The 23,524-nt window shown below is 57.3% G+C and carries 17 protein-coding genes; 11 read left to right on the top strand and 6 right to left on the bottom strand.

Annotated features, from left to right (window positions below):
- Positions 1-48: 48 nt before the first annotated feature.
- Complete coding sequence (locus tag BCV73_RS26155) at positions 49-810, bottom strand: tryptophan-rich sensory protein (protein ID WP_076172849.1); 762 nt, start codon at positions 808-810, stop codon at positions 49-51.
- A gap of 161 nt (positions 811-971) precedes the next feature.
- Between BCV73_RS26155 and BCV73_RS26150 the strand changes: the two genes are divergently transcribed.
- The 3 genes from BCV73_RS26150 (at position 972) to BCV73_RS26140 (ending at position 4,079) form a co-directional block, all read left to right on the top strand.
- Complete coding sequence (locus tag BCV73_RS26150) at positions 972-1,853, top strand: carbohydrate ABC transporter permease (protein ID WP_076172850.1); 882 nt, start codon at positions 972-974, stop codon at positions 1,851-1,853.
- Positions 1,854-1,963: 110 nt separating this feature from the next.
- Positions 1,964-2,749: a carbohydrate ABC transporter permease gene (locus BCV73_RS26145; protein ID WP_076172973.1), complete on the top strand. Its 786-nt coding sequence runs from the start codon at positions 1,964-1,966 to the stop codon at positions 2,747-2,749.
- Positions 2,750-2,807: 58 nt separating this feature from the next.
- Positions 2,808-4,079 carry an ABC transporter substrate-binding protein gene (locus BCV73_RS26140; RefSeq protein WP_089549107.1) on the top strand — a complete coding sequence of 424 codons (1,272 nt, stop codon included), beginning with the start codon at positions 2,808-2,810 and terminating at the stop codon, positions 4,077-4,079.
- Positions 4,080-4,091: 12 nt separating this feature from the next.
- Here the strand turns inward: BCV73_RS26140 and BCV73_RS26135 are convergent, their stop codons facing one another.
- Together BCV73_RS26135 and BCV73_RS26130 are read right to left on the bottom strand one after the other, a co-directional pair.
- A complete protein-coding gene (locus tag BCV73_RS26135) occupies positions 4,092-5,720 on the bottom strand; it encodes a response regulator (RefSeq protein WP_089549106.1) in 1,629 nt (542 codons plus the stop codon).
- A gap of 5 nt (positions 5,721-5,725) precedes the next feature.
- Positions 5,726-7,606, bottom strand: coding sequence for a cache domain-containing sensor histidine kinase (locus tag BCV73_RS26130; protein WP_089549105.1), 1,881 nt, complete (start codon positions 7,604-7,606; stop codon positions 5,726-5,728).
- A 140-nt stretch (positions 7,607-7,746) separates the two neighbouring features.
- On the opposite strand from BCV73_RS26130, the gene BCV73_RS26125 reads away from it, so the two are divergent.
- From BCV73_RS26125 to BCV73_RS26095, 7 genes are all read left to right on the top strand, one after another.
- Complete coding sequence (locus BCV73_RS26125; RefSeq protein ID WP_076172854.1) at positions 7,747-8,628, top strand: carbohydrate ABC transporter permease; 882 nt, start codon at positions 7,747-7,749, stop codon at positions 8,626-8,628.
- Entirely contained in the window at positions 8,628-9,464 is an 837-nt protein-coding gene (locus BCV73_RS26120; RefSeq protein ID WP_076172855.1) for a carbohydrate ABC transporter permease, read from the top strand. Before BCV73_RS26125 ends, BCV73_RS26120 begins: the two co-directional genes overlap by 1 nt.
- 171 nt (positions 9,465-9,635) lie before the next feature.
- Complete coding sequence (locus BCV73_RS26115) at positions 9,636-10,922, top strand: ABC transporter substrate-binding protein (RefSeq protein ID WP_076172856.1); 1,287 nt, start codon at positions 9,636-9,638, stop codon at positions 10,920-10,922.
- Positions 10,923-11,009: 87 nt separating this feature from the next.
- Positions 11,010-13,460, top strand: a complete 2,451-nt coding sequence (locus BCV73_RS26110) for a glycoside hydrolase family 31 protein (protein WP_089549104.1) — start codon at positions 11,010-11,012, stop codon at positions 13,458-13,460.
- A gap of 375 nt (positions 13,461-13,835) precedes the next feature.
- Entirely contained in the window at positions 13,836-16,928 is a 3,093-nt protein-coding gene (locus BCV73_RS26105) for a DEAD/DEAH box helicase (RefSeq protein ID WP_089549103.1), read from the top strand.
- A 103-nt stretch (positions 16,929-17,031) separates the two neighbouring features.
- Positions 17,032-17,820 carry a hypothetical protein gene (locus BCV73_RS26100; RefSeq protein ID WP_089549102.1) on the top strand — a complete coding sequence of 263 codons (789 nt, stop codon included), beginning with the start codon at positions 17,032-17,034 and terminating at the stop codon, positions 17,818-17,820.
- The gene (locus BCV73_RS26095) at positions 17,817-18,659 is read left to right on the top strand and encodes a M15 family metallopeptidase (RefSeq protein WP_089549101.1); all 843 of its coding nucleotides are present in this window, start codon (positions 17,817-17,819) and stop codon (positions 18,657-18,659) included. The genes BCV73_RS26100 and BCV73_RS26095 overlap by 4 nt, the downstream gene beginning before the upstream one ends.
- 138 nt (positions 18,660-18,797) lie before the next feature.
- Here the strand turns inward: BCV73_RS26095 and BCV73_RS26090 are convergent, their stop codons facing one another.
- The 3 genes from BCV73_RS26090 to BCV73_RS26080 form a co-directional block, all read right to left on the bottom strand.
- Positions 18,798-19,538: a GTP pyrophosphokinase gene (locus BCV73_RS26090; protein ID WP_076172861.1), complete on the bottom strand. Its 741-nt coding sequence runs from the start codon at positions 19,536-19,538 to the stop codon at positions 18,798-18,800.
- A gap of 245 nt (positions 19,539-19,783) precedes the next feature.
- The gene (locus tag BCV73_RS26085) at positions 19,784-20,152 is read right to left on the bottom strand and encodes a hypothetical protein (RefSeq protein ID WP_089549100.1); all 369 of its coding nucleotides are present in this window, start codon (positions 20,150-20,152) and stop codon (positions 19,784-19,786) included.
- Positions 20,153-20,286: 134 nt separating this feature from the next.
- Positions 20,287-22,413 carry an ATP-dependent helicase gene (locus tag BCV73_RS26080; protein WP_089549099.1) on the bottom strand — a complete coding sequence of 709 codons (2,127 nt, stop codon included), beginning with the start codon at positions 22,411-22,413 and terminating at the stop codon, positions 20,287-20,289.
- Positions 22,414-22,716: 303 nt separating this feature from the next.
- On the opposite strand from BCV73_RS26080, the gene BCV73_RS26075 reads away from it, so the two are divergent.
- Positions 22,717-23,517 (top strand): zinc ribbon domain-containing protein, encoded by an 801-nt coding sequence (locus tag BCV73_RS26075; RefSeq protein WP_076172864.1) that lies wholly within the window; start codon positions 22,717-22,719, stop codon positions 23,515-23,517.
- Positions 23,518-23,524: the final 7 nt, after the last annotated feature.

Genomic DNA, 23,524 nt, shown 5'->3' with positions numbered 1-23,524 from the left:
AATACCGGATATACGCCGAAGCTGAGGCCGCGCTTTGCGGGGTTACATTCAGTCCCGATCCCGGCTCCGGGCGAAGAAAAGATAGATCGCATAGACGAACAGAATGATCGCCAGGATGAGTGCGGCTATAAACGCCCGCTCCACCTGATCCTGCTGCTCCAGGGCTATGGCGACATAGCCCCATACGAAGACCAGCGGATAGATGCTGTCCCGATAAGGGTAGCTGACCAGAATGGCGATCAGTGCACCGGCGAGCAGGAAAACCACGGCCCACACCAGCTCGCTCAATCCGAAGCCGTTCCAACCGTTCTTTTTCAGCACGATCGCAATATTAAGAATGACGGCTACGCTAAGCCAGCCGAAATACAGGCTGAAGGGAAGCTTGATCAGCCACATCTCTCCGGATGTCGGATAATAGATGCTGCGCGTCCGCCGATAGATGACAAACAGCGAGAGCAGCAGCAGTACCATGGCGACGAGCGACAGCTCGATATATTCATACTGCCACAAGAGCAGCCACGCGATGTTCAGCACGCAGGAGATGATAAACCACGGACCGATGGACCGGACCGAATCCCGGGTTTCGGTGACCCGTCCGCTCTGATAGAGAAGAAAGCCAAGCAGCAGTACATAAATTAAGGACCAAATGGTAAAAGCATACCCTTCGGGCGTGATCATGGTTGGGTATTGGTCCGATATTTCCCCTGTCGTTTTTCCCCCGAGCACAGCAGTATTGGCCAGCGCGTTGACCACCATCGCGGCGACGAACGCGAGCCAGTTCCACCATTTATACGGATTGCTTCTAAGCATCGTACCAGCCTCCTGAAGTGATGTCTACGGCTTGCCGCAGAGCGGCCTTTCCCCTACAAATATACCCGAATTTGTCCCAAAAAGAACAAAATGATGCAGATTCAATCCTTGTCGATATAGGTAATTAAATGAAAAACCATGAAAGTGTAAGGAGTGAGGGCATGAACTCGAAAAAATCGTCTCAGCTGCTGCAGCAGCTCATTTTTGTCGGACCGTCGGCCCTGTGCTTCCTCGTCATTGTTGTCGTTCCCTTTCTTTTAGGACTGTATTATTCGTTTACCGACTGGAACGGGGTGTCGAGGCATGCGGGCTGGGTCGGATTCCGCAATTATATCCACATTTTCACGGAAGACCCGGCGTTTCTGAATTCGTTCTGGTTTACCGTCAAATTTACCGTACTTGGAGTCATCCTAACCAATGTGCTCGGTTTTATTCTCGCCTATGTGCTGACGCGGTCGCTGCGGACGCGAAACGTGCTGCGGACCGTATTTTTTGTACCTCATGTTATCGGGGGTCTGCTGCTCGGATTTATCTGGCAGTTCATCTTCGTGAAAGGGTTTTCTTCCGTCGGTGCGGCCACCGGGCTCTCCTTCTTCAAGCTGCCCTGGCTCGGCACCGAGGCGACGGCCTTCTGGGCGGTCGTCATCGTCTTTGTCTGGCAGAACGCCGGCTATTTGATGGTCATCTACATTTCCTCGCTGAACAATGTGCCGAAAAGCCTCATTGAGGCCGCTCAAATCGATGGTGCATCCAGGGGACAGGTTCTCCGGAAGATCACCGTTCCGCTGGTCATGCCGGCCGTGACGGTCTGTCTGTTCCTCGCCATTTCCTGGTCGTTCAAGCTCTTTGACCTGAATCTGTCGCTCACCAAGGGCGGTCCGTTCAAGTCAACCGAATCCGTTGCGCTGAACATTTACAATGAGGCCTTTAACATCAGCCGCTTCGGCATGGGCTCGGCGAAGGCGATTATCTTCTTTATCGTCGTGGCCTTGATTTCGATCCTTCAAGTGCGCGCCACGAAGCGCAAGGAGGTGGAAGTATGATGCACACAAGCACGAACACAGGCACAAACCGAGGCCCAAGCCCAAGAGCCGGCGCAAGCACAAGCACAAGCCGCGGGTATCGCGCCAAACGGCTGATCCTTGAACTGCTGATGATTCTTCTGGCCCTGGTGTTCCTGGTGCCGTTCTACTTTCTGCTCGTCAATTCGGTCAAGTCCTTCGGCGATATTCTGACCAACTCTGCGGGCTGGCCGCATGCCTTTCTATGGAACAACTATGCACAGGCGTGGAAAATTACCGCCTTCCCGAAAGTGTTCGGCAATTCCCTGCTGATTGCGGTTATCAGCAACGTGCTGCTGGCTTTGATCAGCTCGATGGCGGCGTACCGGATGGTGCGCAGGGACACGGTGTTCAACCGGCTGCTGTTCGCTGCGTTTGTAGCCGCGATGGTCATTCCGTTCCAATCGATCATGATCCCGCTCGTTAAGGTGGTCAGTACGCTCGGTTTGATGGACACGAGAACCGGGCTGATCATCTGCTACCTCGGATTTGGCGCGCCGCTGTCCGTGTTTCTATTCCACGGATTTGTCAAATCGGTGCCGCGGGAGATCGAGGAGGCGGGCCGCGTTGATGGCTGCTCCACGTACGGTATCTTTTTCCGCATCGTTCTGCCCTTGATGCAGCCGATCATCGTCACCGTCATCATCCTGAACGCGCTGTGGATCTGGAACGATTACCTGATGCCGTCGCTCATTCTGCAGAGCCCGTCGCGGCAGACGATCCCGATCGCGACCTATGCGTTCTTCGGCCAGTTTACGAAGCAGTGGGATCTGGCCCTGCCCGCGCTGGTGCTCGGCATTACGCCGATCGTCATCTTCTTCCTGGCCATGCAGAAGTACATTATCGAGGGCATCGCCCAGGGATCGGTGAAGGGCTGAACCCAGCCCCGGCCCGTCCCGGCAGCTCAAGTATATTCCATAAAGGAGGTTATGCGGCATGAAGAAAAAGGCCTATGCCGTTGGAGCCCGCCTTGGCGTGCTGCTGGCCTCGTTCGCCCTGCTGGTCGGATGCGGCAGCGGAAGTGGCAGCGGCGGGGTCAAGACCATTCATATTTTTCAGTTCAAGGTGGAAATTGCGGATGCATTAAATAAACTAAAAGGGGAGTATGAACAGTCCCATCCGGGAATCAAGCTGGATATACAGACCGTCGGCGGGGGCAGCGACTACGGCGCCTCGCTCCGGTCCAAATTTGCAGCTTCGAAAGAGCCGGACATTTTCAATATCGGCGGTTATGCCGAAATGGACATGTGGCAGGAATATTTGGAGGACTTGTCCGATCAGCCTTGGGTCAAGGACGTGAAGGACATCGCCAAAGAGCCGATGACCAAGGACGGCAAGCTGTACGGGCAGCCGATGAACCTGGAAGGGTACGGCTTCATTTATAACAAGGATTTGTTCAAGAAGGCGGGCATCACACAGCGTCCGACCACGCTCAGCGAGCTTGAGGAAGCGTGCAAGAAGCTGAAGGCCGCCGGAATTACCCCGTTTGCCAACGGGTATCAGGAAAATTTCGTGCTCGGCAACCATAACATCAACGTGGCTTTTGCCGACCAGAAGGACCCTGGCGCTTTTATCCAGCATCTGAATGACAAGACGGAAACGTTCGCAGACAACGAAGTCGTGAAGCAGTGGTCGAACCTGTTCGACCTGACGCTGAAATATGGCAATCCAGGCCCGCTTACGACGGACTACAACACCCAGGTCACGATGTTCGCCAGCGGGGAAGCCGCCATGATGCAGCAGGGGAACTGGACCCAGGTGCAGATTGACGGCATTAATCCGAAGCTGAACCTGGGCATCCTGCCGATGCCGATCAATGACGATCCGCAGCTGGGGGACAAGCTGTACGTCGGCGTGCCGAACAACTGGGTTATCTATAAGGATTCACCGGTCAAGGAGGAGGCCAAGGAGTTTCTGAACTGGCTGGTGACCTCCGATACCGGGAAGAAGTACATTACGAAGGAGTTCAAATTCATTCCGGCCTTCAAGTCCATTAAAGGTACAGACGAAGACCTGGGACAGCTGGGCATGGAAGTGCAGAAATACACCGACGAAGGCAAGACGCTGACCTGGAACTGGTTCCGGTTCCCGTTCGGCATGCAGCCCGAATTCGCCGCGGCCATGCAGGGATACATCGGCGGCAAAATCACGAAGCAGGAAATGTTTGAGCAGTTCCAGCAGAACTGGGACAACTTGAGCGTCCGCTAACGACCGCCGGGCTCAGTGCGTCTGAGCCGCGAGGTCCTTCCGAAACTCGTTGGGCGTGCGGCCTTCCTGCTTCTTGAACACCTTGCTGAAATATTTCTCGTCCTGATAACCGACCATTTCGGCAATCTGGGAGATGCGCAGCTGCGGATTGTGCAGAAGCAGCTTGGCCTTCTCAATCCGGATCCGGGCGAGAAAGTCGGAGAGGTTCACATGGAATTCCTGCTTGAAGCGTCTGGAGATGTATTCCCGGCTGAGAAAAAAGCGCGCAGCCATTTCCTGCAGGGAAATATCCTCGGCATAATGGCTTTCCAGGTATGCGGCAATGTCGTGGATGATATGATTCTCCCGCGAGTGCTTCTGTGTCAAAATGCGGCTGGCTGCGGTCAGCCGCCCTTCGTATTGGGAAGTCCACAGGTCATAGGACAGCCGTCCATGCTTGTCGAGCGGAAGGGAGCGGGGCAGCTCCAGCAGGGCGTCTTTGTCGGGACTTGGCGCCGCTGCTTCGGCGCCTTGATCCATCCACTGCTTCAGCATCCAGTCCCACTCCGCGTTCCACTGCACCAGCTGCTCGGGCGTCACCCGATCGAGCTGCCGGACGGCCTGCATCCAGCCGTCCACGGCGGCGCTGATCTGCTCGCGGCTGCCGCTGAGCGCTGCCAGGCGGAACTGCTCCTCATGCGCGCTCAGGCGCAAGGGCCGGGGAGCTGCCGGGCCGACGGCGCTCAGCGTATGGAGCCAGGCGGCGGGGTCCTGCAGGCTGCGCTGCCAGAGCGCCCAGTGCGCCTCCTGATAGGAGCGGGCGAGGCCCTCCGGGAACGGCTGGAAGGACCCGGCGCCGATATGCACGCTGCGGTGCAGGGTGGCGTCGATGCCGCGGTGAATGTCCTCCAGCAGGGAGGACAGCGGCATGGAGTCATCCCATAGGAGCAGCACGATTTCTTCGGGGTTCGCCAGATGATGGAAGGCGAACCCTTTTCGTTTGGCCGACAGCAGCTCGTTGCCGATATTCGTCAGCGTAAAATAGAGCAGCGGCTTCATACGGGCAAACTTCTCCAGCAGCTCGTCGTCCAGCTGCGCCGTGCTGATGACCGCCGCGGCGCAGCGGTCGATGTGCTCCGGCAGGCCGTATTCCTCCCGCAGCTGCTGAAGGATCTCCTCCCGGCGCCCGTGCCCGCCGATCAGGTCGGACAGCAGCTTGTCGGCATAGTGCGGCCGCATCCGGTTCATCTCGATGCTCTGGCGGCTGCTCTGCCGCTGCTTCAGCTCTTCCTCCCGGCAGGCGGCCGCGGCTTTGGCGAGCGCCTCGTTCAAGGCGGCGGGGTCCACCGGCTTCAGGATGTAGTCCATCCCGCCGTGGCGGATGGCATGGCGGACCAGATCGAAATCGTCATAACCGCTGATGACGATCGTCTTTATCCCGGAATGGCTTCCGCTCAGCCATTCCATCAGCTGCGTGCCGTCCATGCGCGGCATGCGCATATCCGTCATCACGATCTGGGGAGCATGCTCCTCGATCATCTCTGTCGCTGACTTCCCGTCGGCCGCTTCCAGAATGTCCGTAATGCCATGGCGCTCCCATTCCCCGAGCAGCTTGATAGCCTCCCGGACATGCTTCTCATCGTCTACAATTAACACTTTCATGGCTGTCAATTCTCCTCTGTATGAACTTCCCCCGGCCCGGCCCCTGTGCGGGCTTCGGCCGTTTTATTTTCTCCGGCGTGCATATCTTGCATATCTTGCATATCTTCAGTATCGATTTCCAAGGAAATACGGACTCCATACGGCTCAAGGTTTTCGATCCGCATGCCGACGTCATGCGGCGTATACAGCTGCAGACGAAGCAGGACGTTGCGTACGCCGATTTCTCCGTTATCGCCTGCCCATTCGTCCTCCAGTTCGCCGTTTCCCCGGCCATCCAGCTGTTCCTGCAGCGTGGCCAGCTTCTCCGGTTCGATCCGGCTGCCGTTATTTTCAATGACGATCTGCAGCACGCCGTCTTCCCGCATATGGCTTTCGATGCGAACCATGCCCTGACGGCCTTCGTGATCCATACCGTGCTTGAAGTAATTTTCGATCAGCGGCTGAAGAATCATTTTCGGCATGGGCTTATCCAGCGTATCCGGCGCCAGGTCCAGCGTGTAGACGAGCTGGTCTCCGAAGCGTTCCTTCTGCAGCTCCAGATAGAGCCGGACGTGATCGGCCTCGTCCCTCAGCGTCACCAGCACATCGTTGTTGCGCATGCTGTAGCGCATAATTTTGGCCAGGGAAGAGAGCAGAGCATAAATCCGCGGAACGTTATTTTGCAGCGCCAGCGTTCCGATCGACTGCAGGGTGTTGTACAGAAAATGGGGATTGATCTGGGCCTGCAGCGCTTTGAGCTGATTGGTCTTGTTCGCCAGCTCCAGCCGGTATTCCCGCAGGATCAGGTTGTTGATCGTATCCATCATTTGCCTGAAGCGGGTGAACATGATGCCCGTCTCGTCCTGCCGGTTCCAGGATATGTCGACGTCGAGCTGGCCGGATTGAATCCGGTTCATGTAGCTGGTCAGCTTCTTGATCGGCTCGGTGATCCGGATCGAAATGAACAGCGTGCCAAAGATGATGATTCCCAGGGCGATGACCGCAATGGCGGCGTTGATCTGGGTCAGCTGTCGCGCGCGCTCATACAGCGTGCTGTTCGGAATTCTTTTAATCATCGTCCATTCGGTATAAGGCGTCTGCATCTTCTCGAAGACGTTCATGGCCCCGCCGCTTTCGAAAAAGCCCTCGGTCTGCGTTCCCTTGATCCGCGCCAGCAGTTCTTTGTCCGTGATCTGGGTGCCGAGCTGGCTGTCCCGCCCGGAATAGACGACGGTACCGCCCTGGTCGACGACCAGCAGCTGCTCCTTGTCCTTGTTGAACAGCTGCTCGGTAATATCCGCCACCGAATCCAGGCTGACGTCGATCGCCAGCAGGGCCAGCACCTTCTCCGACGGCACATTGGTGATGGACCGGTGGAAGGTGAAGACCATTTTGTCCGAGTAGGAGGTCGGCGACGGGGGAAAACCATAGTCATGGCTTTTATGGGTCGGCTCGATGGCCGTCGTATATTTTTCATACCCTTGGGTCGAAATGTAGGGCTCGGTCCGGTACTCCCGCTTCGGGTAGATCGCTGGGGTGACCAAGGTGGACTGTCCGGACTGGGTGGCATGCAGGTAAATCCGCTCGATGCCGTGCACCGTATTCAAAATATTTTGCAAGGACGTGTACACCTCGGCCACCGCCCGGTAATCGTCCGGGATTTTCCGCAGGTTGCGCAGGAAGTTGGCGTCCGTGTACAGGGTGAGCGAAGCCTGGTTGATGCTGTTCAGATAGTTGGTCAAATTGACCTTGCCCTGGTAGATCAGGTTCCGGTTCTCTTCGAGCGCCTGCTCTTTGATCGTCTCCTTGGTATGGATGTATGTGATCGTGATGGAGAGCAGCAGCGGGACGGTCGTCGCCAGCAGCATAAACAGAATCAGCCGCGAACGGATGCTGCGGAATTTCATGGAAACACCACTCTTTCGGGGTGCGTGAGGTATGTCATATCAATATTTTCCCCCTAACGGTTCACGATCCTCCGTGTTATTGAAGAACCGCTTCCCTCATACTGAAATAGTCATATACGAATCGTAAAGGGGAGATCAGGATGAATCGCCAAAAGTCATCCGGGCTGCTCCAGCAGCTGATATTCGTGGGGCCATCCACGATTTTTTTTCTCATCATCATTGTCGTTCCGTTCCTGCTGGGCTTATATTATTCCTTTACCGACTGGAACGGGGTATCCGGCGACGTCACCTGGGTCGGATTCGACAATTTCAAACAAATCATAACCAATGATCCCGATTTTGGGAAGGCTTTCTGGTTTACGGTAAGGTTCACAGTCATCGGCATTATTGTAACCAATGTGCTCGGATTTTTCCTTGCCTATTTCCTGACCAAGCCATTGAAGTCGCGCAATGTGCTGCGGACGATTTTCTTTATGCCAAACGTCATCGGCGGACTGCTGCTTGGTTTTATTTGGCAGTTTATCTTTGTAAAGGGTTTCTCGGCGCTCGGCAGCGCTACCGGCTGGCACTTCTTCAACCTGCCTTGGCTGGGGGACGAAACGACCGCCTTCTGGGGTATCGTTATCGTGTTCGTCTGGCAAACTGCGGGCTACCTGATGGTCATTTACATTTCTTCGATCAATAATATCCCTAAAGATATTCTAGAAGCGGCCGAGATCGACGGGGCCAGCAAGCTGCAAATTCTGAAATCGGTCATCGTGCCGCTGGTGATGCCTGCCGTTACGGTCTGTCTGTTCCTGGCCATTTCCTGGTCGTTCAAGATGTTTGACCTGAACCTGTCGCTGACGAAGGGCGGGCCGTTCCGCTCGACGGAATCGGTGGCGCTGAACATTTATAATGAAGCATTCCAGAACAACCGTTACGGGCTTGGAACCGCCAAAGCGATCATCTTCTTCGTCGTGGTTGCCATCATTACCAGCCTTCAGGTTAAAATCACGAAAAGCAAGGAGGTCGAATCGTAATGGAAGCATCCAAACAATACCGCTGGGGGACGCTCGTCACCGAAATCATTATGGTGCTGGTTGCGCTGCTCTTCCTGGTTCCGTTCTACTTTCTGTTCGTTAACTCGGTGAAAACATTTGGCGACCTGCTGACGAACTCCGCCAGCTGGCCGAAAACCTTTGAGTGGCACAATTACAGCCGGGCCTGGGACATTACCAACTTCCCGTCGGCGCTGTGGAACTCGCTGGTCATTACCGTGGTCAGCAACGTGCTGCTGGCGCTGTTCAGCGCCATGGCCTCGTACCGGATGGTGCGTCACAATACGCGGTTCAACCGCTTCCTGTTTATGATTTTCGTGGCTGCCATGGTCATCCCGTTCCAATCCATCATGATTCCGCTTGTCAAAGTCACCAGTACGCTGGGCCTGATGAACAGCATTCCGGGACTGATCGCCTGTTACCTCGGCTTCGGGGTGCCGATGACGGTATTCCTGTTCCACGGGTTCGTCAAATCGATTCCGCTGGAAATCGAGGAGGCCGCCACGGTGGACGGAACGAATATTTACGGCACGTTCTTCCGGATCGTCGTTCCGCTGATGAAGCCGATGTTCGTTACCGTTATCATTCTGAACACGCTCTGGATCTGGAATGATTACCTGCTGCCGTCGCTGGTGCTGCAAAGCCCGGACCTGCGGACGATTCCGATCGCGACCTTCGCCTTCTTCGGACAGTTCACAAAGCAGTGGGATCTGGCCCTGCCGGCGCTCGTCTTGGGCATTCTGCCGGTCATCGTCTTTTTCCTGGCTATGCAAAAATATATCGTCGAAGGCATTACGCAGGGAGCGGTCAAAGGCTGAAGCCTTCAGCTGCGAACAACAGGTCAATCCCGTCCCCCTGTTTGATCAATATCGTAAGTGCCGGGGGGACAGGCTGTTCCCTATAATGAGGGAGTAAGCGATTTCAACGAGAGAACTTTTAAATGAGGCATTCCGCTTGATATGCAAGAACAAAAGGGAGGATTCTTGATCATGAAAAAACGGACCAAAATGGCGCTGGCTTCCGTGCTGGCCCTTTCCGTAGTACTGGCCGGCTGCGGCTCCAAAACAGATAAAAGCGCCGAAGGCGCGAGCGGCGGCAGCGGCGGCACCAAGACGATTCACATTTTCCAATTCAAGGTGGAGATTGCCGAGGCGCTCAACAAGCTGAAAGCCGACTATGAAGCCAGCCATCCGGGTGTGAAGCTTGACATTCAGACGGTAGGCGGCGGTTCGGATTACGGTGCGGCGCTGAAGGCGAAATTCGCATCGGGCGAGGAGCCGGATATTTTCAACGTAGGCGGTTATACCGATCTGGATACGTGGCAGGCCAAGCTGGAAGACCTGTCGGGTGAAAAATGGGTCAGCGATATGGTGGATGTCGCCAAGGACCAAATCTCCAAGGACGGCAAAGTGTACGGCATGCCGATGAACCTGGAAGGCTACGGCTTTGTCTACAATAAAGACTTGTTCAAAAAGGCGGGCATTACCGATATTCCGAAGACGTTAACCGAGCTTGAGGCAGCCGCCAAAAAGCTTCAAGACGCGGGCATCACCCCGTTCGTCAACGGATACCAGGAAGGCTGGATTCTCGGCCAGCACTCGCTGAACGTGGCCTTTGCCCATCAGAAGGATCCGGGCGCTTACATTGAGGGCCTCAACAACGGAACGGCCAAGTTTGCCGGCAACGAGCAAATGGACCAGTTCATGAATCTGTTTGACCTGACGCTGAAATACAGCAACAAAAATCCGCTGACGACCGACTACAACACGGAAATGACGATGTTTGCGAACGGACAGGCGGCTATGACGCAGCAGGGCAACTGGACGCAGGTGCAGATCGACGGCATCACGCCGAACATGAATATCGGGATTCTGCCGATGCCGATCAACGACAACGCGGAGGAGAATGACAAGCTGCTTGTCGGCGTGCCGAACAACTGGGTCATCAACAAAAACTCCAAGGTGAAGGATGACGCGAAGGAATTCCTGAACTGGCTCGTTACCTCCGATGAGGGCAAAAACTACATCACCAAGGAATTCAAATTCATTCCGGCCTTCAAGAGCATTAACGCCACTGAGGAGGATCTGGGCGCGCTCGGCGCGGAAGTGCTGAAATACAGCAAAGAGAACAAGCTGCTGAGCTGGCAGTTCGCGAGATTCCCGGAAGGCGCCTGGAACGAATTTGGCGCAAGCATGCAGGGGTATATCGCCGGCAAGACCGACAAGGCCAAGCTGTTCGAGGACTTCCAAAAAACGTGGGATAATTTGAAAAAATAATAGCTTAAGCAGCATACGAATGACCTGGAGGCTTCCTTTTGAACCAATGAAAGGGAGCCTCTTCATCTTAGAGGAGGGAAGCAGGATATGGAGGGCAGCGAAGCAATCCGGCCGGATAAAGAAGGACCTGTCATTGTGCAGGAGGCTTGGGAGAACCTGGGTATCTATACCGGCGTGGAAAAAAGAGAAGGAACCTACTGGGTACGAACGGAACGCGGGGGAGCGGCCGTGGAATTCGTCACGGACGACATGCTGCGCATTAAATATTTCCTCGGAAATGATCCGGAAATGTCGACTACGGTCGCCATCGATCCGGCCGCTGCGGCAGGGGGCGAGGTCCAGGCACAGCTGGAGGAGACGGAAGGGGGCGTCCGGTTCCGCACGGCGTCGCTGGAAGTGACGCTGGACAAGCTGGGATTGTCCATGACCGTCAGGGACCTGGAAGGAACCGTGCTGGCCGAGCAGAAGAGCATCACCTTCAGTCCGGACGGATCGGCCTTCGGTGTGTACGACATGCCGCAGGATTCCCATTTCTACGGACTCGGGGAGAAATCGAGCTTCCTTGATAAACGCGGCGAGCGGTACACGAACTGGAACACCGACGTCTACGCTCCGCATATGCCGGAAATCGAAGCGCTGTACGAATCGATTCCGCTGCTGATTCATATGCACGGCGGCATCAGCTGCGGACTGTTCCTCGATAATCCGGGACGTTCGGATTTCGACATGCGCAGCCATGGCGTCGCCTTTACGGTCAGCTGCACGACCGGCAGCTACGACCTCTATTTCATCAACGGACCGGAGCTTAAGGACGTCGTCAAGCGTTACACAACACTGACCGGGCGGATCAACCTGCCGCCGAAATGGGCGATCGGGTATCATCAGTCCCGTTACAGCTACATGAACCAGCAGGAGGTGCTGGAGCTCGGCCGTACGTTCCGTGCGAAGCAGATTCCGTGCGACGTCATTTATTTGGATATTCATTATATGGACGAATACCGGGTGTTTACGTTCGATCCGGTGCGGTTTCCGGATCCGGCAGGCATGATCCGCGAGCTGCGGGAGATGGGGATCCGGATCGTGCCGATTGTGGATCCCGGCGTCAAGAAGGATGCGAAATACCCGATTTATCAGGAAGGGATCCGGGAGGACCATTTCTGCAGGAAGCTGGAGGGGGATCTGTTCTTCGGCGAGGTATGGCCGGGGACAAGCACTTTCCCGGATTTCACCGACGACCGCACGGCGAAGTGGTGGGCGGATCAGCATGCCTTCTATACCGAACTCGGCATCGAGGGCATCTGGAACGACATGAACGAGCCGGCGGTGTTCAACGAATCCAAGACGATGGATCTGGACGTGATGCACCGCAACAACGGCAAGCCGCTGACGCATGAGGAGCTGCACAACATCTACGGACTGCTTATGTCCAAATCGACCTTTGAAGGGTTGAAAGAGCAGCTGGACCGCCGCCGTCCGTTTGTGCTGACCCGCGCCGGGTATGCAGGCATCCAGCGGTATGCGGCCGTCTGGACGGGAGACAACCGGAGCTTCTGGGAGCATATGGCCATGGCCATGCCGATGGTGCTGAACATGGGGCTCTCCGGCCTGGCGTTTGCGGGTCCGGACATCGGCGGCTTCGCCCACCATACCTCCGCGGAGCTTCTGATCCGCTGGACGCAGATGGGCGTCTTCTTCCCGTACTGCCGGAACCACTCGGCGCTGGAAACGGTGCGGCAGGAGCCGTGGTCGTTCGGGGAGGAGGCCGAAGCTATCCTGCGGGAGTACATCGGCCTGCGCTACCGCTGGATGCCACAATTGTACAACCTGTTCCATGAGGCGGCTGTGACCGGGCTGCCGGTCATTCGCCCGCTCATTCTGGAGTATCCGCACGATCCGAACGTGACGAATCTGTGCGATCAATTCCTGCTCGGCGACAACGTGCTGATCGCGCCGGTCTATCGCCCGGATACCGACCATCGTGCCGTATACCTGCCCGAAGGAACTTGGCTGGACTACTGGACCGGCGAAGCGCATGAAGGCGGGCGGTATATCCTGGCCCACAGTCCGCTCTCCGTTTTGCCGGTCTACGTGAAAGCCGGCAGCATGATCGCGGAAGGTCCGCTGAAGCAGCATGCGGAAGATGGAGCGGATGATGCGGTGACATTCCATGTGTACGGCGCGGATGCGGAAGGTGACTTTGCGGCCTCTTACCGCCTGTATGAAGATGACGGGGTGAGCTACGGGTACGAAGTCGGAGCCTATAGTGAGCTGGAGCTGAAGGTGCGGGCCGAGCAAGGCCGGCTTGTCCTGTCGTATGCTTACCCGCATCGGCAGTATGAAGCGAAGCGTGAAAGCCTCCGCTTTGTGCTGCGCCGTCCGAAGTTCCGCCCGGCTGAGGTCGAAGGGCTCGGGCAGGTGACGCTTGAGCAAATGGAGCAGGGGGCGCTCGGCTGGGCCGTCGATGGCCAGAGCGGCGACCTGATCATTCAGGTCCAGGATCGGCCCGAAGGCGGACAGTGGGCGGTCATCTCTGCCTGATCAGCCTATATACAGATCCATGGTGGATTCAAGCCGGAAACCGGTTCAGGGAGATTCATGCTCCCGGGACGGTTTCCGGCTTTTTTAGTTATTTTAGATATAAGGAAATTAATTTTCCGAGAGTCGTCTTTCTGGTATTTCCAGAAAAACGGCGTTAAATGCGGTCCGGCTTCGTTGAATGCTCGTCAATGAGACGCTTCTACTCTGATGCTGCATGATCGGGTCAGGCAGAGGGCAGGCGGCCCCATGGTGGGCAAAAAGCATAAAAAAATAGTGAAAAATGCCTAAAAAAGACCCGGATCTCGTTTTTAAATTCATGCGTTTTCGTATAAGATGGAAGTATATGTGTAATTACGGATACGACAGGAGACTACCATGAATCAACCGCTTTATGGCGTATGGCTTGGCGATGTGTTTTTTTGTTTTTCAGGAGAGATGTCCGAACCGAGAGTGGATGCATGGAGCAAAGTGGTCAAGCAGCTGACGCTGACGGACGGGACGCGCCCTTTTGCTCAGGCTGCGCTCAGGCTGGCCGAGCTCAAGTACCCGTCCGCGCATGCGGCTCAGCGTACGAGCCGCCGGGGGGAACGGCGCCAGCTCATGGGCAGAACGCTGGAAGGACTTGCCCTGAGCGCCGCAGACGCCTTCAGCTTGCTTCTCGCATGGGATGAGCCTTATATCCGGCAGGCGGGAATGGAGCCCGGGGCGGAGATGGGGTACTGGGCCCAGGCGGCCCGGTTCGCCCTGGAGCTGATGCTGCGCGGCTGTATCGCACCGGGGACGGCCCCTGTGCCGACAAACGGCACCCGCCGCAAATCGGGTGAGCAGGCGCTGACGGCGGAATGGAAGCCGAGCCTGAACCAGCCGCAGGACGCGGAGCGGTTCCTGCAGCTGGCGGCGGCAATGCCGCCTGTGGCGCTTGGAGTACCGGTGCTATCCGGCAGGGATGCGATGACCAAGGAGGAAGCGGGGGCATTTTTGCTGCATTCGTTTATGGGCGCCATGATCCATGCGCAGGTGCGTGAAGTGATCCGTGAGAACGAGAGCAAATTTTCCCGTTACCATGCCGAATACCGGAGAGGATATTCCCCGGTGGCGGAGCTGTGGTGGAACAGTACCCTGACCGCCAGTCGGATGATCCCGGTTCAAGGGAGCACGGAAGAGATGGGGGAGCTGGCGTCCGCGGTTGGTGAGACGGGGGGGACCTCGATCCCGGCCGTGGAAAACGGGGATGCTGCGGCACAGGGCCGGATGCAGCTGGGACTGCGGCTCGAGCCCTGCCATACCGAGGAAGAGGAACGCTGGTGCGTCTCGTTCTGGGCTGAATTTCAGGATGAGTTCGGGGCATGGATTCCCATCCGGGCCATCTGGTCGTATCGCGAACGGGATATCAGCCGCCGCGGCCGCGTCTTTCCGAATGTGCAGGAGCAAATGCTCCGTGCGCTCGGCGATGCGTCGAGGCTGTCCCCGGAACTGGCCGAAGCGCTGAGGGGCCCGGCTCCGGAGAGCCTTGAACTCACTACGGAGGAAATGATCGCCTTTGTCCGCCTCTCGGTTCCGAAGCTGACGAAAGCCGGAATCACGGTCCAGATGCCCTCCCGGTGGAGCCGGAAGGGGCGCCGCCGTGTGGGATTGTCGCTGAAGATGCTGGCGGAAAATGCAGGCGGAGGCGCGCCCGGTCATCCGGTCATCGGCCTGGAGCAGCTTGTCTCCTTCCGGGTGGAAGCCGCCCTTGAGGGCCACACCCTTACCCGGGAGGAATTGGCCGAGCTGGCCGAGTCGACCCTGCCTTATGTGAAATTCCGCGGGGAATGGATCGAGCTGGATTTGAAGGAAATCCGCCAGGTGCTGCGCTATATCAAGAAGCATGACGAAGGCGAAATGAACATGTCCGACTGGATGCATCTCAGTGCAGGAGAAGACGGGGAACGGACCTGGAAGGGCATTCCGGTGCTGGAGCTGGAGACAATGGGCTACCTGCAGTCCCTTCTTGGCGAGGAGGGGCCGAAGAAGGTGCCTGTCCGCCCGGTTCCCGCTTCGCTGCACGGCGTACTCCGCCCTTATCAGGAGCGGGGCTACCAATGGCTGGCCGCGATGCGGGACATGGGCTTCGGCGTCTGCCTGGCCGATGACATGGGCCTCGGAAAGACGGTGCAGGTGATCACCTGTCTGCTGGAGCAGCACAAGGAGGGCAACCCTCCCGTGCTGATCGTGTGCCCGACCTCGCTGCTCGGCAACTGGCAGCGCGAAATGCAGCGCTTTGCCCCCGGGCTCGAGCTGTACATTCACCACGGCAACCGCCGCCTTCACGGGGACGAATTTCTGGAACAGGCGCTTCGGCATGACGTCGTGCTGACCACCTACCATTTGGCCGGAAGGGACGGCTCCGACCTGGCCTCAGTGCTGTGGTCCACCGTCGTGCTGGACGAAGCCCAGTACATTAAGAACTACCGGACCAAACAGGCGCAGAGCGTCATGAAGCTGTCGGCGCCTCACCGCATCGCGATGACCGGGACGCCGGTGGAGAACCGCCTCGGCGAGCTGTGGTCGATTTTCCAATTCCTCAATCCGGGTTATCTCGGTTCTTCCACATCGTTCCGGCAGCGGTACACGACAGGGGAGGTCGCGCCAGGGAAGCTGCAGGAGCTGCATAAGCTTGTATCGCCCTTCATGATGAGACGCCTGAAGAGCGATCCCGACATCCGCAAGGATTTGCCGGAAAAGCTGGAAATCAAATCTTACTGCACGCTGACCGAAGTGCAGGGAGCGATGTACCAATCGGTCGTGGACCAGATGATGGGCCAGATCGGACAGCAGACGGGGATCGCCCGGAAAGGGCTCGTGCTGTCCTCGCTGACGAAGCTGAAGCAGATTTGCGACTCGCCGCTTCTGCTCGGCAGGGAAGACGTGCGGGGCGCCAAAGCCGAGTCTTCCGGGAAAATGGAGCGGCTCCTCGATCTGCTTGACAACATCCGGGAAAATCAGGAGTCAGCGCTCATCTTCACGCAATACGTGGCGATGGGACATCTTCTGGTGTCGAGGCTGAAGGAGCGTTACGGCAGGGCGCCTTTCTTCCTTCACGGCGGCGTGTCCAAACAGGAGCGCGACGACATGGTCATGGCCTTTCAGGAGGGCGAAGGCCCGTCCTTCTTCGTACTGTCGCTGAAGGCGGGGGGCGTCGGTCTGAATCTGACCCGGGCCAATCATGTGCTGCATTACGACCGGTGGTGGAATCCGGCGGTGGAGAATCAGGCGACGGACCGGGTATTCCGAATCGGACAGCAGAAAAACGTGCAGGTTCACAAGCTGATCTGTCAAGGAACGCTTGAGGAACGGATCGACGAGCTGATCGAGCATAAAAAGTCGCTCTCCGAGCAGGTCGTCGGTTCGGGAGAAACGTGGCTGACCGAGATGTCGGATCACGAGCTGAAGGAATTGATCATGCTGCAAGGGGAAGACTGGATGTAAATGTAAACCGGCGGCTTAGGGTTTCCTTAAGCAGGCTGCGGCTATCATGTTGATATTCGACGCTTCTGATTTTTTTTGGGGCACTCCAAGGAGGGAACAAGGGATGAAGGCACAAGGTAACGACCGAACGGAGCTGATCGTGGAAGCGGAACCCGGATTGATCCGGGCCCAAGGGACAACCGCAGAAGGCCGTGAGGAATGGACCCTCGGCATTCCGGTGACGGTAGACGGAGCTGTGCCCGCAGGCACCATCGTGGAGAGGCTGGCCGATTGCCCCGCCGACCTTTATTTACTGCTGCAGGATAGCCGGCTGCCTTGGCTGGATGAGCTGCTGGGGCAAACCGCCCTGACCTGGGGCGAGGCGGTCTGCAGCTGCGGCGCAGACGGATGCCCCCATGCTTCGGAGTCGATGACGGCCATCCGTCAGCGCTTGGCGGATGAGCCGCTTCTCATGCTGGCACTGCTGGGGCTTCCCCGTGAGGAGCTGCTCGGCCGGGTCTTCGGCGACTGGGCTGATTCCATGCCCCCGGGTGACGCCAAGCTGGCCGACGGCGACCTGTCCTCCCTGGAGGAGAAGGGCAAAGGCGGCCCGTCTCCCGGCGAATGGCTGGCAGAAGCGGCCCAGCAGGGCATGCTGCATGAACCGGGAGCGCCGTACCGGGAGGTGGCCGTCCATCTGAAGGCGGTGCCCGCCAAGGATATGCCGGAGGAGGATTGGTCGGGCCTTCTGCCCAAGGTGACGGCAGCCCGGCAGGTGATCCGCTCGATCAAGTCGCAGACTGCGGCGAGGGCCAAGGAGCAGCTGAAGCGGGTACCACCGGCTGCCGCTGGGCTGGCTTCAGCCCCAGCCCCAGCCCCAGCTCCGGCTTCGGCTTCGGAGAAGAGAACATGACCGGGCCAGCCCGCGCCGGAAGCCGGGGCGCCTGCCTTCTGGCGGCGCTGATCCTCACGGCGTCCGTCTTGCTCAGCGGCTGCGAGTGGTCGGAAGGGGCAGGGCGGGAGAGCGGACAAGCCCTGCACGCCCCCGGAGATTCGGGTGCTGGAGGGCAGGAGGGCCTGGAGCGGGTCGCCGATCCCGTACTGGCCAAGCGCAGCGAAAATTCGCTGCAGGCTACGGCCCGGACCATGAACGGGAAGCAGGTGGTGACCAATCCGGATGCGGTTACCGTGGTAGTCAACAAGCAGCGCAGCCTTCCGGAAGGGTATGCCCCTCCCGACCTCGTGGAACCGGACGTGCCTTTTACGTTCGACGGGCACCATGAGAAACGGCAGCTGCGGAAGGAGGCCGCCGCCGCGCTCGAAAGGCTGTTCGCCGGGGCGTCGCAGGCCGGTCTGGAGCTTCGGGCCGTCTCCGGTTACCGCTCGTATGAGCGCCAGCAGGCCGTTTACGGGCAGCATGTCCGCACCAAGGGGGCGGAGGAAGCCGCCCGTATCAGCGCCGTCCCTGGGACGAGCGAGCATCAGACAGGCCTGACGATGGACGTTTCGAGCCCCAGCGTCGGCAACGTGCTGGGGGCTGTATTCGGCTCGTCTGAGGAAGGGCGCTGGCTTGCGGCGCATGCCGCGGAATACGGCTTTATCGTCCGGTATCCCGACGGAATGGAGAGCGTGACCGGCTACGTGTACGAGCCGTGGCACATCCGCTATATCGGAACGGACCTGGCACCGGACATCGCCCGGAGCGGGCTTGCGCTCGAGGACTATTTTGACGAAGCGAACATGAAGCTGTAATGGCGTTCCATCTAGATCCAGATATACGCCAATAAGCCGTCTCCCTAGTTAGGGGACGGCTTATTTTCACTATTCAATCGTTATATAACTCGATCCATGGCCGCTGGTCTTATTCGCAACATCAAATTTCACCCGGCATTAGCTTTCTCCCTCGTGCATTTCATGCAGGGCTCCCTCGATCAAATCGCCGTTCTCCGCAAGAATCTCCTGACGGAGCCGGAGCATCTGGTGATCCAGCTTGTCGGCGGCCAGGGAAGCTTCTTTCAGCTCGGCCACCACATGAGGCGGAACCTGCTTGTCATATTTGTAGAAAATAATATGCTCCATGCTCGCCCAGAAATCCATGGCCAAGGTCCGCATCTGGATTTCAACCTTCATCCAGCGGGTGCCTTCGATCAGAATCAGCGGCACGGCCACGATGACGTGCAGGCTCTGGTAGCCGTTCGGCTTCGGATGGGCGATATAATCCTTGACCTCGATCAGCCGGATGTCGTCGCGGTGGGTTAAATGGTCAAGCAGCCGGTAAATGTCCTGGACAAACGCGCAGACGATCCGCATGCCGGCGATATCGTGGATATGATTCAGGATATTATCCATCGTCAGCTCATATCCTTTGCGCTCCATTTTGTTCATGATGCTCTTAGGTTCCTTGATCCGGACCTTGATATGTTCGATGGGGCTGTAACCGTCCTGCAGCTTCAGTTCGGTCTTGATCAGCTTGATTTTGCTCTGAAGCTCCTCCAGGGCCAGTTTGTACAGCATCGGAAGCTTCTTCCACTCTTCAAATTGACGGAGCAGGTTGTTATCTATATCGAGCTGATGGAGGTCTTTCAACGTTACGGGACTTACGACGAGCTGTTGGTTCTGCTGTTCGTTCATGCCAATCTCCTACCTATCTGCAAATTGGGTTGCTGTATAGAATGAATGAAAGAAATGTCTGCTTTAGTTCATTCTATGTATGTATACATTTTACCTGAAAATAGGAGGGTGAAGCAAAGCAAGACGTCAGTGCAGCAATCCTGTAAAGGCCGCAAAAGCCCCTGCCATCCGCCCGAATTCCATGTACCGGGGTACCGGAAAGTCAGGCGGGGCAAGGGCCGGAAAGGGATATGGGGATCATCCCTTTATTTGTTCAGAGGAGATCCTTCATACCCTTCATCGTGGTAATCGGTATGCTGCATTTTACCTAAAATATTCATATCCTCGATCGTGCGCCGCGTTTTTTCGTCCCCGATCTCATGCAGATAAGCATACACGGCGATCAGTCTATCGTTATACTCATCAGCCGCATCATCATGGTCGGCCGATTTATACGGAACAAAGGTACGCTTGAACGCATATTCGTCTTCCTTGGTGAGATCCTCCAGCAGATCCCGCAGCTTTGACACTTCCGTCTCGGTCATCAGGACCTCATACTCGGCGGAGTCATTGGGCACATCTTGAATCAGCTGATGGCTCACAGAAATATAGTAACGCTTCTTATCGGTATCCATAAGGCAGATTCCTCCCTTATCCATGGCATCCGCGCATCCCGTGTATTGGCAAGTCCCGGTGGATGCTCCGGACAGGCATGAACGCTTTTACTGCTTTTTACACGGGACCGGCCGGTTTGAATCAGGAAAACACCTCAGTGTTTGGGTGAAACGGGCTTGGGCGAGTCCTGATGGGGCAGGATGCCGAAAGCTTCATGCAAAAAGCGGGAAGGCGCCGACGGCTTGCCGTGGTAGTACGCGGGCGAGCTGATATACAGCCTCTCCATGGCCCGCGTGACCGCGACATAAGCGAGCCGCCGTTCCTCCTCCAGCGCCGCGGCCGCCAGCTGCTGCTCGTCCGTCAGCGCTTGCCCGGCTTTGATATCGGCCGGAGGCTGCTTCTTCAAGGCGGAGCTGTGCGGCAGAATCCCTTCGCTGGCGCCGATCCAATACACCTGACGGAACTCCAGCCCCTTGGCCCGGTGGATCGTCATGAGCTGAACGGCGCTGCCGCTGCGTTCCTCCCGGGCCGCCTCCATCTGCTCATGGCGGGCCGTCAGCTCGTCCGCATAAGCCACGAACTCCTCAACGCTATCAAAGCGTCCCGCTGCGCTCTCGAACTCCTCCAGCGTATCGCTCACCATCTCTTTATACTGGGTATAAATTAGAGGATCGCCTGCCTGAAGGTACTTGTCGTAGAACTGTCTGCGCATTTCCTGAATGGCATAAGCCGGTTTGAGGGATTTCAGCGACTTGATGAACCGGATCCGCTCCTTGACCGCCTCCTGCTGAAAAGGCTGAAGCCGTTCCCACCGGGCGAGATGGATGAGCGGGTACTTTTTGGCCTGGAGCTTCTCCTGCTGCCGGATATAAGCCATACCGTCCTCTTTCGGTACATACAAAGGACCCAGCACGCTCTGCAGCGATTCCTTCCGCCGGGGCGTCAGGCTCAGCCGCAGGTGATCCATTAGCGGTTTGATCAAGGTCTGGTCGTAGAACACCGGTGCGCTGCCGAACTGGACAAAAGGAATCCCGCACAGCAGCAGCTGCTCCAGTACGGCACGGCTGCTGTCGGACGTCCGGTGCAAAATGGCGATATCGCCATAGTCCAGCCCGTCCCGGCCGACATGCTCCTGGATATGCTGAACGACCCAGCGGGCCTCTTCATCCGGGGTTGCAGGGGTCAAGTACGCGGGCTTAAAGCCGCGTGCTCCTGCCGCGAGCAGTTCCTTGGGCCGGCGCTGCCGGTTATGCCGGACGAGGGCACTCCCCAGGCCGAGAATCCGGCTGTCGCTCCGGTAATTGATGTTGAGATTCACGATTTTGGTGCCCGGATAGACGCGGTCGAACTCAAGGATCGATTCCTGCCGGGCTCCGTTAAACGAATAAATGGTCTGGTCATCGTCCCCGACGACCGCCAAATTGTGCCGGGGCTCCGCCAGCCGCCGGACCAGGTCGTACTGGATCGCGTTGGTATCCTGAAATTCGTCGACCATCAAATAATGAAAGCGGTCCTGCAGCCGTTTCAGCGTAGCCGGGTTGTCGAGCAGCTTCCGGGCATGCAGGAGGATGTCGTCAAAATCCCACTGGTTCCGCTGTGCCTTCCAATCTTCATAACCGAGCAGAATGCGTTTGACGGCGGATTCTTCTTTGGTTGCCTCAGGCAGGTCAGCCGGCCACATGCCCTGCATTTTCCAGGCGGACAGTGCCGCGAGCAGCGTCTCGGGCTGATAGGATCCGGTGTGATCCAGGCGGCGCAAAATCATTTTCATGATGGTGTGCTGGGCCGTGAATTCGCCAAAAATTTGCTCGGTATATCCGTGCTGGCGTAGCAGCAGCAGTCCGAAGGAATGGAACGTCCTCGCTTCTACGGCACGCGCCGCGGCTGCGGAAATGCCGGGCATGCGTCCGATTCTTTCCTTGATCTCCTTGGCGGCCTTGCTCGTAAAAGTGACCAGCAAAATCCGGGAACCCGGAATGCCGCGGACCGCGATCAGGTAAGCCGTACGGGCGGCCAGAACGGTCGTTTTGCCGCAGCCGGCACCCGCCAGGGCCAGCATTGGCCCGTCGCCGTGGCGTACGGCATCGATCTGCGGCGCGTTCAGCAGGATGCCCATCCGCTCCAGTTCGCGAAAGAAAAACGCGTCCGCGTCGCCTGCGCCCACCAGCTCCCGGCTGGTGGAGAGGGATGCGGGGCGTGCCTGGGGAACCGGAGAGGAAGAGGGCACCTTCGCAGGCACGCTATGTATCGAAACATTCAGATGTATGGGGGGCTGAGCCATCGATAGGACCTCCTTTTATGGCTGTAAGGGATTGCCTTTTTCACAAGTGCACTGTAAATTTGGTATGATATATGCACATCCGGAAAGGATGCGCCTCAGCCGCTCGATTCCAAGCTCCAAGATTCAAGGCCGTTTGACGGCAGGCCCGGATTTCACAGGAAAGCTCCGGCATGGTATCTTGGTAATAGGCAGCCCGGGCAGCGGCCTGGGCAGATGACATGGGCTCAAGGGCACAGATTACTATTGTAAATGATCATTTGGAATGAATAAATGGGATGACATGGAAACTGGAGGAGAGAACTCATGAACATTATTCAGCGCCTCAAAGAAGGGGCTAACCGCGCAACGGAAAAAGCTCAGGGAACGCTGGAGGTCAGCAAGCTGAACAGCCAGATTGCCGACATCGAACGGGAAATGGGCATTCACTACAGAGAGATGGGAAAAGTGTTCTACGAAGGCTACCGCATTGGCGATATGAGCAAGGCTGAGAAGGAAATGGTCGACCTGTGCAAATCCTGCGACCTGCTTCAGGAAGAAATCGATGAGCTGCGTACCCGGATTGCCGAGCTGAAAAACGAGCGGCTGTGCAAATGCGGATACGTCGCCACGCTGGATGCCAACTTCTGTCCGTCCTGCGGGAGAAAGCTGGCGGATGATGGGGTGAAACCGAGCGAGCCCGCCAAACCGGTCGGTTTTGCTTTTGATGAAGAAGCGATTTTCGGGAGCAAGGCCCAAGATGAGCCAACCTACCGGGAAGAACCGGAGGAGCGGGAATATTCCGGCCAGCAGGAAGCCGCAGCCGCGGTGGAACAGGATTATGACTATGAGTTTCCGATGAGGGAAGCGTGGGATGATCTTGACCTTACCGACGAAAATGATCCGGAAGCGGAGCGGGAGCGGCGCCAGGCCGAGGAGCTCGAACGCGAGCGGGAACGCCAGCTGGAGCTGGACCGCCGCATCCGCTATTGGAAGGAAAACAGCGGAGATGACGATACGGGGGCGCGTGAAGAAGGTCCGCGCGATACGGTCAAATGCCAGATTTGCCGTGCAGACCTGCCTAAGGGCTCGAAGTGGTGCCCGAGATGCGGTGCGGAACAGATTTAGTTGTACG

It is taken from the genome of Paenibacillus sp. SSG-1 (assembly GCF_002224835.1).
GTDB classification, from domain to species: domain Bacteria; phylum Bacillota; class Bacilli; order Paenibacillales; family Paenibacillaceae; genus Paenibacillus_AQ; species Paenibacillus_AQ favisporus.
Note: the sequence above shows the minus strand (reverse complement) of the source record. Positions and strands in the feature narration are given on the sequence as shown.